Source organism: Pedobacter nutrimenti (assembly GCF_032678445.1).
In the GTDB taxonomy this organism is placed as follows: Bacteria; Bacteroidota; Bacteroidia; order Sphingobacteriales; family Sphingobacteriaceae; genus Pedobacter; species Pedobacter nutrimenti_A.
Genome location: NZ_JAVTSQ010000026.1, coordinates 1 through 15,597 on the forward strand (window position 1 = coordinate 1; position 15,597 = coordinate 15,597).

The 15,597-nt window shown below is 36.8% G+C and carries 16 protein-coding genes; 7 read left to right on the forward strand and 9 right to left on the reverse strand.

Going from position 1 to position 15,597, the window contains the following annotated elements; translation table 11 throughout:
* Both R2S08_RS28450 and R2S08_RS28455 read left to right on the forward strand, forming a co-directional pair.
* Positions 1-526: HlyD family secretion protein (locus tag R2S08_RS28450; RefSeq protein ID WP_316838291.1), on the forward strand; the 526-nt coding region annotated here is incomplete at its 5' end.
* A 529-nt stretch (positions 527-1,055) separates the two neighbouring features.
* Positions 1,056-1,316 carry a hypothetical protein gene (locus R2S08_RS28455; protein ID WP_316838292.1) on the forward strand — a complete coding sequence of 87 codons (261 nt, stop codon included), beginning with the start codon at positions 1,056-1,058 and terminating at the stop codon, positions 1,314-1,316.
* A gap of 253 nt (positions 1,317-1,569) precedes the next feature.
* On the opposite strand, the gene R2S08_RS28460 is transcribed toward R2S08_RS28455, so the two are convergent.
* Both R2S08_RS28460 and R2S08_RS28465 read right to left on the reverse strand, forming a co-directional pair.
* Complete coding sequence (locus tag R2S08_RS28460; RefSeq protein ID WP_316838293.1) at positions 1,570-3,093, reverse strand: TlpA disulfide reductase family protein; 1,524 nt, start codon at positions 3,091-3,093, stop codon at positions 1,570-1,572.
* A 61-nt stretch (positions 3,094-3,154) separates the two neighbouring features.
* A complete protein-coding gene (locus R2S08_RS28465) occupies positions 3,155-3,427 on the reverse strand; it encodes a hypothetical protein (RefSeq protein WP_316838294.1) in 273 nt (90 codons plus the stop codon).
* A 296-nt stretch (positions 3,428-3,723) separates the two neighbouring features.
* Here R2S08_RS28465 and R2S08_RS28470 point away from each other — a divergent pair, with 296 nt between their 5' ends.
* Positions 3,724-4,188 (forward strand): helix-turn-helix transcriptional regulator, encoded by a 465-nt coding sequence (locus R2S08_RS28470; protein WP_316838295.1) that lies wholly within the window; start codon positions 3,724-3,726, stop codon positions 4,186-4,188.
* A gap of 235 nt (positions 4,189-4,423) precedes the next feature.
* On the opposite strand, the gene R2S08_RS28475 is transcribed toward R2S08_RS28470, so the two are convergent.
* Positions 4,424-5,068, reverse strand: a complete 645-nt coding sequence (locus R2S08_RS28475; RefSeq protein WP_133783157.1) for a TetR family transcriptional regulator — start codon at positions 5,066-5,068, stop codon at positions 4,424-4,426.
* A 299-nt stretch (positions 5,069-5,367) separates the two neighbouring features.
* Between R2S08_RS28475 and R2S08_RS28480 the strand changes: the two genes are divergently transcribed.
* Genes R2S08_RS28480 through R2S08_RS28490 form a run of 3 tightly spaced genes read left to right on the forward strand, consistent with a single transcriptional unit; the run spans position 5,368 to position 11,406 of the window.
* Positions 5,368-8,640, forward strand: a complete 3,273-nt coding sequence (locus R2S08_RS28480; RefSeq protein ID WP_316838297.1) for a TonB-dependent receptor — start codon at positions 5,368-5,370, stop codon at positions 8,638-8,640.
* Positions 8,641-8,657: 17 nt separating this feature from the next.
* Complete coding sequence (locus tag R2S08_RS28485; protein ID WP_316838298.1) at positions 8,658-10,442, forward strand: RagB/SusD family nutrient uptake outer membrane protein; 1,785 nt, start codon at positions 8,658-8,660, stop codon at positions 10,440-10,442.
* A 43-nt stretch (positions 10,443-10,485) separates the two neighbouring features.
* Positions 10,486-11,406, forward strand: a complete 921-nt coding sequence (locus tag R2S08_RS28490) for a metallophosphoesterase family protein (protein ID WP_316838299.1) — start codon at positions 10,486-10,488, stop codon at positions 11,404-11,406.
* 376 nt (positions 11,407-11,782) lie between these two features.
* Here R2S08_RS28490 and R2S08_RS28495 read toward each other — a convergent pair whose 3' ends face one another.
* The 6 genes from R2S08_RS28495 to R2S08_RS28520 form a co-directional block, all read right to left on the reverse strand.
* Complete coding sequence (locus tag R2S08_RS28495; protein WP_316838300.1) at positions 11,783-12,079, reverse strand: hypothetical protein; 297 nt, start codon at positions 12,077-12,079, stop codon at positions 11,783-11,785.
* 472 nt (positions 12,080-12,551) lie between these two features.
* A complete protein-coding gene (locus R2S08_RS28500) occupies positions 12,552-12,836 on the reverse strand; it encodes a hypothetical protein (protein WP_316838301.1) in 285 nt (94 codons plus the stop codon).
* 53 nt (positions 12,837-12,889) lie between these two features.
* Entirely contained in the window at positions 12,890-13,066 is a 177-nt protein-coding gene (locus R2S08_RS28505) for a hypothetical protein (protein ID WP_316838302.1), read from the reverse strand.
* A 26-nt stretch (positions 13,067-13,092) separates the two neighbouring features.
* A complete protein-coding gene (locus tag R2S08_RS28510) occupies positions 13,093-13,293 on the reverse strand; it encodes a hypothetical protein (RefSeq protein WP_316838303.1) in 201 nt (66 codons plus the stop codon).
* 150 nt (positions 13,294-13,443) lie between these two features.
* Positions 13,444-14,250: a hypothetical protein gene (locus tag R2S08_RS28515; RefSeq protein ID WP_316838304.1), complete on the reverse strand. Its 807-nt coding sequence runs from the start codon at positions 14,248-14,250 to the stop codon at positions 13,444-13,446.
* A 143-nt stretch (positions 14,251-14,393) separates the two neighbouring features.
* Complete coding sequence (locus R2S08_RS28520; protein ID WP_316838305.1) at positions 14,394-14,687, reverse strand: hypothetical protein; 294 nt, start codon at positions 14,685-14,687, stop codon at positions 14,394-14,396.
* 192 nt (positions 14,688-14,879) lie between these two features.
* Here R2S08_RS28520 and R2S08_RS28525 point away from each other — a divergent pair, with 192 nt between their 5' ends.
* Positions 14,880-15,317, forward strand: a complete 438-nt coding sequence (locus R2S08_RS28525; protein ID WP_316838306.1) for a hypothetical protein — start codon at positions 14,880-14,882, stop codon at positions 15,315-15,317.
* Positions 15,318-15,597 lie beyond the last annotated feature (280 nt).

The following is a 15,597-nucleotide window of genomic DNA, read 5'->3' on the forward strand; positions in this document are numbered from 1 at the left end:
TTTGGACCTGGACCATACCATACAAGAGGAACGGGCAAAATTTGTACAGTCGCTGAGTAATATGCTAACTGAAACCGATGGATGGATCAGTAAATATGTTTTGACAGCACCGATTGGAGGAAAGGTTGGTTATGCGGGTATTGTTCAGGAAAATCAGACGGTTAGTGCTGGCCAGGAGTTGTTCATAATCAATCCTGCGAATACAGATTTCTTTGGAGAGGTTTATATACCGCAGTATAATATGGGGAAGGTGAGGCTTGGACAGCGTACCCTGGTAAAGATGAAGAGTTATCCGTTCGAGCAGTACGGGGTAATCAGGGGCAAGGTGAATTATATCTCAGAAGTTGCCTTTAAAGACAGTGTTTTTATTGCGAAAATTGGGTTCGAAAGATTTGAAAATAAAGATCCGGAGCATAAAATTGTGCTGAAGAACGGAATGCAGGCTGATGCTGAAATTGTTACCGAAGAGAGTTCATTACTGCAGCGGTTTTTGAGGAATATCACTAAGATGTTGAATAGTAACTAGGTGAATATAAGTCGAGATGTTCCTGTCGATATTTTTATAATTAATATCCTCGACATATGTTCTTAACACAAAACTCTTATTTTTATTTAAACGGATTTAATATCCTTTAAAACTCAGTATATATGATTTTAACGCTCGAACCTTCTGCTACCAATTCTGTTGTAGTATTTATATGCCTAATTAAGAACTCTGCTTCCAGATTCACGATGAAATATTATTCGAGTAATCCCAGGGGTATAAGTCGAAAGGAAAATAGGATTCGACAATGCATTCGCTGAGCGCTTTTTCAAGATGCTAAAAGCTGAATGCAAATATCAAATGGATTTAACAATAAAGAGCAGGCATTACTCATCGTATTTGAATATCTGGAAATATGTATAACTGTAAAAAGACTACATTCTGTACCAGGAGTACTTATCGCCAATAGAATTTGGACAAAACTTAAATAAAGAAAATATTCCGGCTAACTGGTTGTTCATTTACCGCAATTCCAGTTAAAAAACCTTAAACAATTTAAATCTTTAAAACAATGAAAAAACTAAAATTAAGTGTAAATGCCTATAGTAATGGTGAAGTACTATCAAGGGCACAAATGAAAAAAGTAATGGGAGGGAGTGGAAGTGGGACTGGTGGAGCTGATGAGAGTCTTGTGGCTTGTACTGCAAGGGTTTATAAAACTGCAAAAGATGCTTGTGATGCTGATAGTATTTGTAAAACGGCCTGTGATATACTACCAACCTGTGTTCCAACTATGGTCGCAGCAGCGGCAGCGGCATGCGCATTAAGATAAAAAGTTAAATGGAAAATATATGAAAGTACTGGTTTTTTTATTTTTTGGCTTGGTTATTTTAGGCTATATTTTTATGACTATTAATATAGTTAAAAGTAGAGAAAAGATACATTGGTTAAATCTTGTTGCCATGGCTTTTTTTCCTTTTCTGTGGCCAATGATATATTTTTATTTGAAGATATATGGACATCGCAGATAACTGATCTTTTTTATTATCGGGGAGACTTTATATCCTCCCCGATAATAAGTTTGTTTAAGGAATATTTAATAATTTCATTAATTCCATCCTAAATCTAGGATCGGAAGGTCCAAAAAAATCTTCATTTAATATATTTCCTGTGTGATCGATTACGATGTATCTCGGTATTCTGTTTATCCTGAAAAAATGTGTTAAAGGCGATTCTTTTGCATTTTCTAACATAAATTGATTAGCGTGTTTATGCGCCCCCAATTTTTCTAAAGTCTTTAACCAGGTTTTCCTTGATCCTTTGTCATCTATGCTAATGCTTATAAATTTAATAGATTCTTTTTTTAACTGGTCCTGAGCCTTTTTTAAATAAGGGTAATCCTCAATACAAGGTTTACACCAACTGGCCCAAAAATCAACAAAATATAGTAAGGCACGATCATTAAATACTTTTTGGAATACTGTTTTTCTCTGCTCAATATCAAATAATGTGACAGTTTCAATTTGCTTAATATTCCTTGTTTCATGATTTGCTACATTTTCATTTTCAAATAGATATAGGTATTTTCCGCCTTCAAAATTTGTTAAATCTTGTTTTGCCTGCCTAAAATTGACTGTTGTTTGCAACAAAATATCCGAAAGGGATATGACTCTTTTTATCGCAGGATTGGGATTGGGTATTCTCTTTAGCTTTGCATCAATAATTCCCAATTCTTTATAATCATAAAGAAAATAGGATTGAGCCCAAGTAATAAGATAATCGTAATAATAGGGAGCGTTAGCCACACTAGTATCAATATTGTTCACCTCCGACCAGAAATCACTTATTGGTCTTTTGTTCTTTTTATTATAACTCCATTCAATAAGATGTTTGTAAATTGTCTCTGTTAAAGTCGTGTTTATGGATCCAATTTTTTGCGCATTTTTGGCCATTTCATTATCTAAGCTATCTAATAATGTCGTTTCGTTTAAAGTTAAATTTCTTTGATCGATATAGCTGCATAACTGGTACTTAATGGTATTATTTAGGTCGTTCAGAATGGTCTTTAAACCATCACTTAGTTTAGCGTCATTAATTTTTTGATTGTTTTCTTCGAATCTTTTTTCAATAGATATCGATGCGGAAATAGCGCCTTTTACATTTAATTCTTGTATTAATTTTGGGTTAAACTGATAGAAGAGCGGTGGTACATCAAGAATATCTTCGATATAATCTGGATAGGATGTTGAAAAGAGGACTTTTTTTCCATTGTCCGAAAGCAATATACTATCGCCAGGTAAAATAAGAAGAGTCCTGAAATTATTTGTAATAGGATCTATTATATAATGAAACAAAGTAGGCGCTGTCAGCAAAAAAGATCTCTTTACAGTTGTATCACTTGAGCTTAAGTTTTTAAAGCTAACATATGTGCCGTAATTCTGTTTATAATTTAAAATAAGTTGCTCTTTCTCACTTAATCTAACAGAAATTGTAGTATGAGGAGTAATCTGTTTGATTTTAGGATCTGGCTTTCCATTTCCGTCGGTAAAATTGTAGCATAGAAGGGAAAAGAATAGTACTATTGAGATAGAAATAAAACGCGTTAACATATCCAAATATATTAAAATACACTCAAAAGAAGGCTATCCTCCTTTTGAGTGTATTCTTGATTTAAGAACCCCATCCGTCACACCCACAGTCATATTTACAGCTAGCAAACAGACCTACTGTGATATTGTCTACACACATTTTTTTCATGCTTGAAGATTGTTCAGCGCAAGTGCCTCCCACAGAGTAACTAACGGTTTGTGAAGACGAATTATTAGGTGTTGTGTATGTCATTGTACATGTTCCACCGGTTCCTCCAATTACTTTTTTTAGCTGTGCTCTGCTAAGTACTTCTGCACCTGCAAAGGCTGCTTTGTTCAGTTTTAATTTTTTCATTAGTATATTATTTGTTTTTTAAAGGTTATGAAGCTACCAAGCGCTACCAAAAATTATTCATTTTATAACAAATACCTATTTTTACTTTTGTGTTCAAGAATTCGCAAGCATGGTTCGGTTTGTGTAGTGCAACACATGATGGTTTCATTGTTTAATTTATTATGATAAATGTAATTAGAAGTAAAGAGTATGTTTAATATTATCGGAATAGACTTATCCAGATGAAGAATGAATTTAATTGCGGTTGGAATAATTATATTCCTAAATAAATAAAAAAAACAGATTATTTTACCAAAATGTATTCTAAGGTTAAAAAAATGGTTGGTTTTAAAGATGAGAAACCTCTGAGTAAAAATGAACTAAGATCTGCTTTCAGTGAAGATATACGTAAATACAGAAATGAAAAGTGTTATACGCAAACCTACGTAGCAAGTAAATTAGGGATTGGGCAAAGTGCTTACCAAAAAATCGAATCAGGCGAAGTTAAAATCTCTCTGGAACGATTAATGCAAATAGCTGACATTTTGGATAAACCTATCGGTGCATTTACCAATAATGTGGAGGAATTGAGAAATTCAAAAACTGAACAGGTAATAACAGATGAAAAAGTTGTTATTTCTGTTAGAGAGTTGAATTTAATGAATAATTTAATCCTGCAGCAAGAAAAACGCATTACAGAATTAGAGGAAAAAATAAAGATAAGGGAGCAAGAAATAGCGCAGTTTAGACTGGAAAAATTCGAGGAAAATTCCTCAAAATAAAAATAAAATATGACCCGGATAGCCCGGGCGATGAGTTTACCAAATCTGGTAGGATCAGGTATTTGAAAGGCAGAACTTTGATTAACCGGCTACCTTAATATATAAGTCAATCTACATAAACTATCATTTGCGGGAGTTCTGCGTGTTTATCTCACTGATGTTTATTGGCTACAGCTATTATGAGTAATGACCTACCAAATGCTGTAGCCAATTTATTATGGGCTTCTATTGGTTTTTATGCCTTAACAAGGCGGCGGAGAACCAAAGGTGTTTCTGAAGTGGATTGAAGTGGAAAACCTAAAATTTCATAGGCTTTGTTTTTGTAATCGTCAAGCCTTTCTTTGTAAGCTTTTTTATCATTTTCCAGCGATAGGTAGAAATATGCGCCATCTACGAGTACAAATATTAAATCGGCAGCAGCTCTGGGTGAACTGACGTTTAACAGCTGTTTTTTATTGCATTGTTCTATCATGAATGCAAGCTCAAAATGGAGGGAGTCCAATATGGTTTTATATTTAGCTTTAATTTTTTCTTCGCGGAAGGACAAAGCGTAAAACGTGTAGAACAAACCATCGTCAAACAGGAGATTCCACTTTTTAGAGAAAAGCATTTCGATCGTTTTTTGCAGGTCGGCAAGTGTAATGTTTTCTTTGTTTTTTGTTTTATAAATAAGGAGATACTTTTCAAGTATGTAATCTATAAGCGCGTGGGTTAAGTCGTCTTTGGTTTTAAAATAATGTATAATAAGGCTTGGATTAATATCCATAACCTTAGCAACTTTAGCAATTGAGGCGTTTTCATAACCGTCTTTTCGGGCGGTATCATAAAATACGGTAATAATTTCCTGTTGCCTGATTTCTTTGAGGCTTTTTCTTCCCATATTGATTTTCTGTACTAACAAATCTAATAATTAATCTGTATTCGGAAATGAATTAATAATAGATTAACATACTGACTTCAGATAATCTTGTTGTGAATCAAAAAACAATCGATAATAGTCAATATTGCATTGGTTTTCAGCTAATGAATTAGTCTATATTGGCAATAGATTGATTGACTGTTCAATTAATTTATTAATTAATACAGTCTTAACTTTTACTTGTTGGCATGTGTATACATTTGCCCTCGATTTAGGAAGTGATCAATCTTAAACCAATAAACTCAAAAACTATAAATTGTATGGAAAAAAACTACACTTCGTTCTCGTTGTATGGGAGGATTATGAAAAAAAGGCACTCTTTATTTTGGATAATTTGCTTTTTTCTAATGACCACTTCTGCTTTTGCACAAAATATTACCCTGAAGGGTAAGGTATCTGATGGTGAAACAAAGGAGACATTACCTGCTGTAAGTATCAAGGTTAAGGGTACCAAACAAGGTGTTTCTACGGATGTCAACGGTTCATTTACCATAAATGTAAGCCCGAATGCAGTACTTGTTTTTGCCTACGTAGGTTATAACTCACAGGAAATTGCTCTAAATGGGCAAACCTACTTAAATGTATTAATGAAACCACAGGAGGGAGGGCTTGAAGAGGTTGTTGTGGTTGGTTTTGGTACTAAGAAAAAAATAGACATTGCGGGTGCAATCGACCAGATATCAGGTAAAGCATTCGAGTCTCGTCCAATTTCAAATGTAATGCAGGGCTTGCAGGGCGTTAGCCCGGGCTTAAATATCACCTATGGCGGTGGAGCTCCGGGTACTGTCCCAACAATTAATATCAGGGGGTATACTTCTATAAATGGCGGCTCTCCATTAATCGTGATAGATGGCATTCCGGCAGTAAATAATGATGATATGCTAAGATTGACTCCTTCTGATATTTCCTCCATTTCGGTATTAAGGGATGCTGCATCAGCCGCTATTTACGGTGCAAGAGCTTCTTTCGGGGTTATTCTGATCACCACCAAACAAGGTACTGTGGGTCGTCAACAACTTAGCTATAATGTACTGTCGTCATGGTCCAAACCTACTATATTACCACAGCCAGTAACTGATCCTTTTATCTTCTCGAAAGTGAAAGAAATATCTACCAATAATACACCCTGGGATTACATCAATTTTAGTGACGAATATTATAAATGGGCCAAAGAGAGATCTGATGATCCCTCTCTTCCAGACACCAGGTTAAACCCTTCTGATCCAACAAAGTGGGATTATATGGGAAGTAACGACTGGAATAAATATTTCTTTAATAATGCGAGTTTGTCACAAAGTCACACTTTAACATTTTCTGGTGGGGCACTGGTTAATGAGCGGCCGCTGACTTATTATTTATCGGCCGATTATACCAAAGAAAATGGTTTAAATAAGCTCGCGCCAGACTACTGGAATCGTTATGGGTTAAGACCAAGAATAAGCTTTTCCCCCTTAAAGTGGCTTAAAATAGATAACAATCTCAATATCTATGAAACTAAACGTGCCCAGCCTAGTGCCAGCATTACTGATATTTATTACCTGAACCCAACTGATGTTGCCAAAAACCCAGACGGTACCTGGGCGAATACCGGTGCAGGTAGGCTTGCAGCCGGACTGGTTGACGGCGGAAGTAACCTGCAAACGATGTTTGGTTTTCAAAATATTGCCAGTGCGACAGCTACCTTCCTGAATGGTGATTTAACTGTAAATGGGGATGCTTCATTTAAACGGGAATTGAGTAAGTATCACGCTAGTACAAATGCGTATAATATTGGATACGGGCCAAATGATGTACGGCAGGAAGGTGGTACTGGTGGAGTAAAAGAGAATAACAGTTATTTATTCAATAATGCATTCAATTTATACACCACGTATAAAAAAACGATAGGAAACCACTTTTTTAGCGTTATGGGCGGATATAACTCCGAGGATTACAGTTCTTCTGAAGTAAATACTTCAAAAGATGGGTTGATATCTCCCTCGTTGCCTTATCTCAATCTTACTAATGGAGCGGCATCGGTAGTTGCAAAATATGGAGCTTATGCAACCAGCAGCTTATTTAGCCGGATCAACTATACCTATAAAGGACGTTATATTTTAGAAGGCACAGGCCGGTATGATGGGTCTTCACGTTTCCCTACAGAAAGGCGCTGGGGCTTTTTTCCTTCGGCAGCGGCAGCGTGGATAGCAAGTAATGAAGAGTTCTTTAAACCTTTGTCTTCTGTGGTATCTACATTTAAATTGCGTACGTCATATGGTGATCTTGGTAATCAAAATGTGGATAATTTCGGTTATTTGCAAACTTTAAAAACAGATGTTTCTGGTTATCTGATAGGTGGTAATTATCATAACCCGACTATTAAAGGTGCGCCAGGATTAGTGGTTGATCCAAATACTTATACCTGGGAAAGAGTCTCTACATTTAACGTAGGGACCGATGTTGGTCTTTTTAAAGATAAATTCCTGGTTGGATTTGACTATTATATCCGTAATACAAAAGGAATGCTTGTACCAGGGCAAGACCTTCCTGGTACGCTTGGTACAATCTCCCCAAGACAAAATGCAGCGGATTTAAGAACTAAAGGCTGGGAGTTATCTGTAACTTACCAAGATAGGTTTACAGTGGCCGAAAAACCTTTTAATTTTTCAACCAAAGTAATTCTGGCCAATTCTGATGCTGTAATTACGAAATTCCAAAATGACCAGAACCTTTTTGTTGGGAAAGATAATAAAGAAACCTATTGGGTAGGAAAAAAACTAGGAGACATTTGGGGACTACAAAATGATGGTGTATTTCAAAACAAAGATCAAATAGCTGCACTTGATGAGTCCGCTATTATCCCTTGGGGCGCCTTGTCAATTGTTCCGGGTTGGCCAAAATACAAGGACCTGGACGGGAATGGTAAAATTGAAAAGGGGTTTAGTACTAATGATCCTAAAGATCTTAAGATTATTGGAAACAGCGCTGATCATTATACTATTGGTGCCAATTTTAATATGGATTGGAACGGATTTGACTTTTCGATCTTCTTACAAGGGGTATTAAAAAGGGATTTCTATCCGCACCATTATTTGTTTTGGGGTCCTTATCAGCAGCCTTATGCTAACGTATATCCTTGGAACCTTGATTTCTACCGCGCTACAGGTGAGACAGCTTCACAAAGAGCCCAGGATTCAAAATCTTATATTGCAGCAGGTTTGGCCGATGCGAATACGAACTCTTACTATCCTGTTTTGCAATCCTGGTTAGCGGATAATAACTACGGAGCAGGATTAGATATTCCTCAAACAAAATACCTTTTAAACGGAGCTTATTTGAGGATTAAAAATATTTCATTGGGCTATACTTTTCCTGCCAGTTTAACAAAACGTGCTGGTATTGGTCGTCTTCGTGTATTTGTAACTGGTGATAACCTCTATGAATTTTCTTCTATAAAGAAATATATAGATCCTGAGGCTGTAAATCAAGGCCCAAGTGCTTGGGCATATCCCTTCCAGAGGAAATATGCAATCGGGCTAAACTTAGATCTTTAATATTTAAATTTTTTTTCATGAAAAAATATATCATATATATTCTGTTTATTGCAATTGCATTTGCTGCTTGCAAAAAAAGTGAACTCGATCGTTTCCCACAAACGGAAATCTCACCGGCTCTTTTCTTCAATACGGAAAGTGACCTCGTATTATATACTACTGGGCTGCTTTCGATGTCAGACAGAGGTAGCTACCTGAGTGATCAAAACAGTGATAATCTTGTAACTACAGCGAATGTAGAAGTGAAAAATGTGATGGCGGGTAATGTCAGTCCGCAAAATATGACTTCTGGATGGGAGTGGGATAGATTACGCGACATCAACTATTTTTTAGAAAATTATAGCAAGGCAAAGGTTACTGCAGATATAAAAAATCATTATGCAGGATTGGCCAGATATTACCGGGCGATGTTTTATATAGATAAAGTTAAGCGTTTTTCTGATGTGCCATGGTATTCGGGTACGATGAATCCGGGTGATCAGGCTTTATATAAGGGACGTGATCCAAGAGCTCTGGTTATGGATAGTGTAATGGCCGATTTGGCTTTTGCTTATCAGCATGTAAGGGAATCTGTTCCTTCCGGAACACCTGGAAAATGGGCAATTGCTACATTTTATTCTCGTGCGGCACTTTATGAAGGTACTTACCGTAAATATCATTCGGAACTGAATTTGACAGGAACTGCAAATGCATTTCTTGAAACTGCAGTTAAAATTTCCAATGAGATTATGACTTCTGGAAAATTTAGTATTTACAATACTGGACATTCGGATCAGGATTATGCTACTTTATTTAACAGCCAGGACTTGACGGCAAATCCCGAGGTAATTTTGGCCAATATTTTTGACTATAGCAAGAACAGGGGGCAGGACGTCAATATCGTTTTTGGTGATTATGAACAATCTCCCGCCAAAGATCTGATCAAAACCTATCTGATGAAAGACGGCAGCCGTTTTACTGATCAGCCAAATTATGATAAAATGGGTTTTGTACAGGAATTTCAGAACCGCGACCCAAGGCTTACTCAAACTGTGGTGTATCCGGGTTGGATTCAGGTTCCTAATACAACGCCATATGTTCAGCGTTTAAATAAAAGTTTTAGTGGTTATCACCAATTAAAGGGATATGTAAACAGTACGGATGCGAGTATTAAAAATGGCGTAGATTTTCCAGTATATCGTTATGCAGAGGTACTCCTGAATTATGCTGAAGCACTGGCAGAACTTGGTACCTTAACGCAACAGCAGCTTGATATGTCGGTAAACCTGATCAGAAAAAGAGCTGGTATGCCCAATCTTAATCTGATACAGGCAAATGCATCACCAGATGCGCTGTTACAACAGCAATATGGTAATATTACAGCTAACGTCGGAGTAATATTGGAGATCAGAAGAGAACGCAGAATAGAATTTGCATTTGAAAGTACGAGATTTGACGATTTGATGAGGTGGAAAGCCGGTAAGTTGTTGACCAACAGCCCGGAAGGGATTTATTTCGCAGGCCTTGGAAAATATGATTTAACAGGTGACGGTATACCAGATATTATTTTGATAGACCAATCCTTGCCCATTCCAGATGAAGATAAGAAGGAAAAAAATTCATTAGGAGTGAAGTTGGCGTACTACCGTACGGGTACATTTGGTTCTGATGCAACAGTATATCTGAAAAACGTAAATACAGGTAGTGCTATTGTAACTGAATCGGCGGTACGTGATTTTCAGGAGCCGAAATACTATTATCGTCCGATACCACAACAGCAAGTATTATTGAACCCTAATCTGAAACAAATATTCGGTTGGTAAACCGTTGGTAAATAGTTTTTAATTTGAATATGTAATTGAAAAGATGAAACTGAACAGAAGATCTTTATTAAAAGCGGCAGGATTAGCTACAGGTGTAGTGATAACCGGAGGGCTTCCTGCTTTGGCTTCCGGTGAGGATAGGGAAAGCAAAAAGGGTAAAAAACTGGCCATGACGGTTGCGCATATTACAGATGTGCACATTGGGGCTGGAGAAAATGCACCTGAGCGGTTTAAAAGCTGCTTAAAGCATATTATAGCTAAACACAAGCCAGATTTCTTTTTAAATGGTGGAGATTCCATAGGTGATGCTTCTTATGATCACGTAAAATACGACCAGGTTATTCAGCAATGGCGTATTTGGGATGAGTGTACTTCTTTGCTTGATCCTTATGAGGTGCATAGTTGTATTGGCAATCATGATCCATGGTGGAAAGCGCCTTCTAAGGATGATGAAATGTACGGGAAGAAATACGTTGTTAAGCGGTTGAAAATCCCCAACAGGTATTATAGCTTCAGTAAAAAGAACTGGCATTTTATGATACTTGACAGCATCAACGATAATGTTTCTTTAGATAAGGAACAGTTTGAGTGGTTAGAGAAGGAAATGGATAAAGTTCCTGCCGGCGATTCTGTGTTGGTGATGTCTCATTATCCAATTTTGGGGACTACTCAGGTTTTGGTGGGTGGTGGTCACTCTGATTGTAAGAAGTTAAAGGATTTGTTTTATAAGCACCATAGTAAGGTTAAGATTTGCCTGAGTGGGCATAATCATTTGTCTGATCATTCTAGCTATAATGATGTTTTGTATTGCTGCAATGGGGCCATGAGTGGTTTTTGGTGGGGCAAGGGCGATAATGAATCGGCTGGACCTGGTTATTATCTGGAAACTCCTCCGGGTTATGCGATATTAAAATTGTATACGGATGGAACGGTAGAGAATGAGTATATCCCGCATACTTTTTAAGGGGATGAAATTTTAATTGAAGGAGGCGTCTGAAAAGGCGTCTCCTTTTTTTATTGGCAAGGTTTGGGAAGTGGTTTGGTATTGGGCTGGAACCCAGCTCCTGGGCATCTGCTGCGGCGCTTGTTCGGTAAAAGGGTACCTTTTCTGAACTTTCTGCGCAGAAGGTGTGGAGTTGATGCGGTTTTGTCCGGAGAAAAGGGTTTATTTATCATTCTGATATAGCTTCGTATCGTTATTTCTTAATCCTGAATTGGCATAGTGGGTGAAAATATGTTTTCTGATCGAGCTGAATCTTACAGATTCTGAGGCTTGATCATAAAAACATATTTTCTTGGGTGCAGACGGGTGAGGGTGGTGAAAGGGAAACTTTTGTGCATCAATCGGCATAAGCCACCAATCCGCTATCCTGGGCTTGGGCTGCATCTAGCATTTGCAGCAGGGGGCTTACATCACTATCAGGAATTGCTTGTTTTTGAATGTTCTTCTGGATTTCCTGGATTAAATCCTTATCCCACCGAAAGTCTGTGTGGTAATCAAATCTTTCTGGAATGATCTTCTTGAGTTTTAATCTTGCAAAGTTCTGCTGGTCTATCTGGCCAATAAGGTTACCTCCTGTTTCTTCAGGATAATTCGGTGCATTTTTCTCATCGGCCAATAAATAGAAATCTAGCATATTACCTGCAATTTTTATAAAACTTTTCAATCTACCACTTTGCTTCTGATAAGGGGTCATATATATACCAAAGATGCAAACTAAATCTACTGATATTAAATTATGAAAAATATAGATCATATTACTTACTGATTAGTTTTCTGGTGCTTTTTTCCGTTAAGGGCAAAAGAACTGTGGTATAGGAATTATTTGCGTCTTCTACATTTTTCATATCTACATTTCTTGTCTGTTAGTGATTGTATATTTATAAGACAGGAGGGCATTTGGTATTACAAATTCCACACCACCAGTACTCTAGTATGTCATCTTTAAAAAAATTAAGTACTTACAGGAACGGGGCCATCGGGATAATTATTCGGTATGTAGCTATCCTATTATGTGGGTTTTAATATCGTATTTTGTGTTTTTGCGCAGAAAATTGGAGTGTTTGGCGCGCGTTCTTCCATGAATTGGAAGAACTGGGGGGAGGGTATTAGAGCGCTTCGATTTCCTGAATCGAAAGTTTGGTGTATTGGACGATTTTGGAGATCGGTTCTCCGTTAATCTTCATTTCTTGACCCATTTCTAAGGCTTTTTTGTGCTCACCTTTAATTTCGCCTCTAATCTCTCCATTAATTTCACCTCTGATGTACAAGATGTCCTTTTCTTCTACAAATATTTTTCCTGTTAGTGCCATGTTTTTAATTGATGTTTTCTCTAAATTACGCAATTGCATTAAAACGCGCAATTGTTTTAAATAATTTGCTAAATCTAGCATATCATAGTACGATGAGCAAATTACATTCATAGATTTTATCAACCTATCACAATTCAGTTTTTCAGAACTATAAAACCTAACACAATAATCCCAACAAACACCATAACTAGTCCCGCAACAAACATCACTGTATTTATGGGATGAGGTATTTTTGCGGTAAAACCAATTCCTGCACAAAGCCAACCTCCAATCATTAGAGCTATACCAATTAACTTAAATATATTTCTCATAAGCAGCGGTAATATTAATGAATTTATCAGAAAACCATTAAGGCCTGGTGATAACCGATTCTTTTAAATAGCCTGATACCGTGAAATGATCCTTTTGCGTCCTGAGGCCCATTCGTATAGTAATATAATGCGTAAACATCTTTATTATCTGCTCCAACCGTAAAAGCCGGCTCGTCGAGCAGTTCTATCACCATATTTTTGTACTTGTAAATTATCTTACTGCCCATATCAAGTTATGTATCTTTGTTCCCAAGTATTTTTATAGCCACCTTCTTATTATGATTTCGATAGTGAATTATGGAGCTGAGTTCGTTCGATTGTTGAAGGTTATTTTCTTCCTTTTTATGTGTCAGATAGGGAAACCCTGTTTTAGCACATTAATTTAAATCCTGTGCTGGAATAATACCTTCGTCTTCCAAATTGGAGCCTAGATGAGCTTCGTCCTTTTGCTTTTGTTTAAGCCGCCACAACCAGTACAAACCCCCGAGGGGGATTCCAAATACCCACCCTGAATTATGATATCCCATGAATGAAAATCCAATTCCAAATAAAAACTGGAAAGAAATAAGTTTAAATGATAGACCAGTCACAGCGTTATAAGTGATAGATGGGGCGTTTAAGAGGATAACAGCCAAGTATCTGGCCCACTTCCTTTTGAGGTCGCTTTTTTTGATCAGTCGAATTACATATATGTTAAAAGCGGGTACACAGAGGGCCAGAAGGCCAAAAAGCCAAAAAAACGTCATTGATGGTTTCGGTTGGTTTATCTGTAATACATTTATATTCAGTATTTTATTTGACTTATCGTCAAATACTACATCCAGCATCCCAAAAACTTCTTTATTGGCTAATTGAATCTGCACATTTGTTGTGTTATTGGTTTCTTCGGTTGAAAAGGTCTTAGTCGCACTTACAAATGAATATTCTAACTCGGTACCAAATTTTTGACTTAGCATCATCTTAAAGTTGCCTAAACCCTTCTTTAAAGTGTCTATATTGGTGTTTTTGGCACTTTTATGGTCAAGTGCCATATAAGTTAAAGCTTTATTATAATCATCTTTATTCAAAGCATTAACAAATGCTTTTGTGGTGTCTTTATATTTTAAAGTATTTCCAACAAACTCACAACTTGTAGAAAGCATTAGGAACACCAGCAGTACCGGTATGAGGCGTTTTATTTTCATAGTGCAATATAAATATTGTTATCAAATTCGTATAAATTAATCGCTGAAATGGCGGCTAGATCATAAAACATATTTTCTTGGATGCAGACCGGGGAGGGTGGTGAAAGGATTTTCGAATTAGTTTAAGAAATCTGTAATCTTATTTAGTGTAAAGCGAGCTCCCAATCTTTGTAGGGTGGCTCTGCTACGAAATGCTTGTCACAGTATTCTCGAAGATAGTCTGTTGCTCTTATTTCGGCGAAGCTTGCATTTAGAACAGTGCCTTCGTCATCCATTTCCAGTACATTAATAAATATAACATAGGCTTGTTCGATGGCGCTAGGCTCTTCACCATATAATGCGAGGTAGTTTATTCCTTCGAGGTTATGGTGATTGCCGCTAGACAAAAAATAAGCGAACTTTCTAAATGCGGAGTTGAAGGATTTACTTAGTTTCATTTGATTGTAGGGGCTTTTATAGAACCTTGAAGCGAAGTACTTCCATTAAAAAAATTAATGATGTTACCTGTTCTTTAGTTCGTTTGATACCATGTACTAAAATAGCTTTTTTAGTTAAAACATCTGATATAGAAATGGTACCTGTCGGTTAATGACTGCAATCATTCGGTTTTTCTGTATAAATTAGCGCTGATGGTACAGGTAACTTGTGCCAATTACATCATGATTGAATTAGATAATGTTATAACGCTTCAAACAAATTCTTCAACAGAATTCTTGTCATTTGCTACTCGCTACCTGGTTGGAATTAACTTCACATTCGATTTGACCGTCTTGTCTCTGGGATTTGGTGGGACGTCTCATTTCTGTGTTAGAAGGGACCAAATAGAGAGGCTGAGTTCCGAATTGTCAACTATGCATTTAATGTTAAAAGGTAAATCCAGACTTGAGGATAATGACTCTGACGCTTATGTTGAGTTTGATATGGAGTCCAGTGGAGGTTTATTTGTTAGCGGGCAGGTAGGGGGTTCTTATGAAGATCATTTTGTCAGGTTCAAATTTAGAACAGATCAGACCTGTATACTACAGTTTTTGACGGATTTTAAGATGTTGCTGAGCAATAGCTATTGAGTAAATTTATTAAAATAGAAAAAGGGACCAAATCTTTCGACTGGCCCCTTTTCATTAAATTAACGCTCTCGATGTAAACGTATAAAATTTTTCTGATATTCTGTTAATCAATTTTTTGATCGATTGCTTTTTTCTAATTGGGTACGGATTTTCTTTACGAAGGAAAGAGAGACCTCTGCGGCCTTTGATGCTTGTTCATCTGAAAATCCAAAAGCAATGATGAGGTTTTTCACAAAGTGTTCTCGTTCCTCTAGCTTAGTTTTCTTTGTGCCAATTTCAA

Bases quoted from the DNA above. Each gene is read 5' to 3' on its own strand.
- R2S08_RS28455 (WP_316838292.1), top strand. From the start codon at position 1,056: ATGAAAAAACTAAAATTAAGTGTAAATGCCTATAGTAATGGTGAAGTA.
- R2S08_RS28460 (WP_316838293.1), bottom strand. From the start codon at position 3,093: ATGTTAACGCGTTTTATTTCTATCTCAATAGTACTATTCTTTTCCCTT.
- R2S08_RS28465 (WP_316838294.1), bottom strand. From the start codon at position 3,427: ATGAAAAAATTAAAACTGAACAAAGCAGCCTTTGCAGGTGCAGAAGTA.
- R2S08_RS28470 (WP_316838295.1), top strand. From the start codon at position 3,724: ATGTATTCTAAGGTTAAAAAAATGGTTGGTTTTAAAGATGAGAAACCT.
- R2S08_RS28475 (WP_133783157.1), bottom strand. From the start codon at position 5,068: ATGGGAAGAAAAAGCCTCAAAGAAATCAGGCAACAGGAAATTATTACC.
- R2S08_RS28480 (WP_316838297.1), top strand. From the start codon at position 5,368: ATGGAAAAAAACTACACTTCGTTCTCGTTGTATGGGAGGATTATGAAA.
- R2S08_RS28485 (WP_316838298.1), top strand. From the start codon at position 8,658: ATGAAAAAATATATCATATATATTCTGTTTATTGCAATTGCATTTGCT.
- R2S08_RS28490 (WP_316838299.1), top strand. From the start codon at position 10,486: ATGAAACTGAACAGAAGATCTTTATTAAAAGCGGCAGGATTAGCTACA.
- R2S08_RS28495 (WP_316838300.1), bottom strand. From the start codon at position 12,079: ATGCTAGATTTCTATTTATTGGCCGATGAGAAAAATGCACCGAATTAT.
- R2S08_RS28500 (WP_316838301.1), bottom strand. From the start codon at position 12,836: ATGCTAGATTTAGCAAATTATTTAAAACAATTGCGCGTTTTAATGCAA.
- R2S08_RS28505 (WP_316838302.1), bottom strand. From the start codon at position 13,066: ATGAGAAATATATTTAAGTTAATTGGTATAGCTCTAATGATTGGAGGT.
- R2S08_RS28510 (WP_316838303.1), bottom strand. From the start codon at position 13,293: ATGGGCAGTAAGATAATTTACAAGTACAAAAATATGGTGATAGAACTG.
- R2S08_RS28515 (WP_316838304.1), bottom strand. From the start codon at position 14,250: ATGAAAATAAAACGCCTCATACCGGTACTGCTGGTGTTCCTAATGCTT.
- R2S08_RS28520 (WP_316838305.1), bottom strand. From the start codon at position 14,687: ATGAAACTAAGTAAATCCTTCAACTCCGCATTTAGAAAGTTCGCTTAT.
- R2S08_RS28525 (WP_316838306.1), top strand. From the start codon at position 14,880: ATGGTACAGGTAACTTGTGCCAATTACATCATGATTGAATTAGATAAT.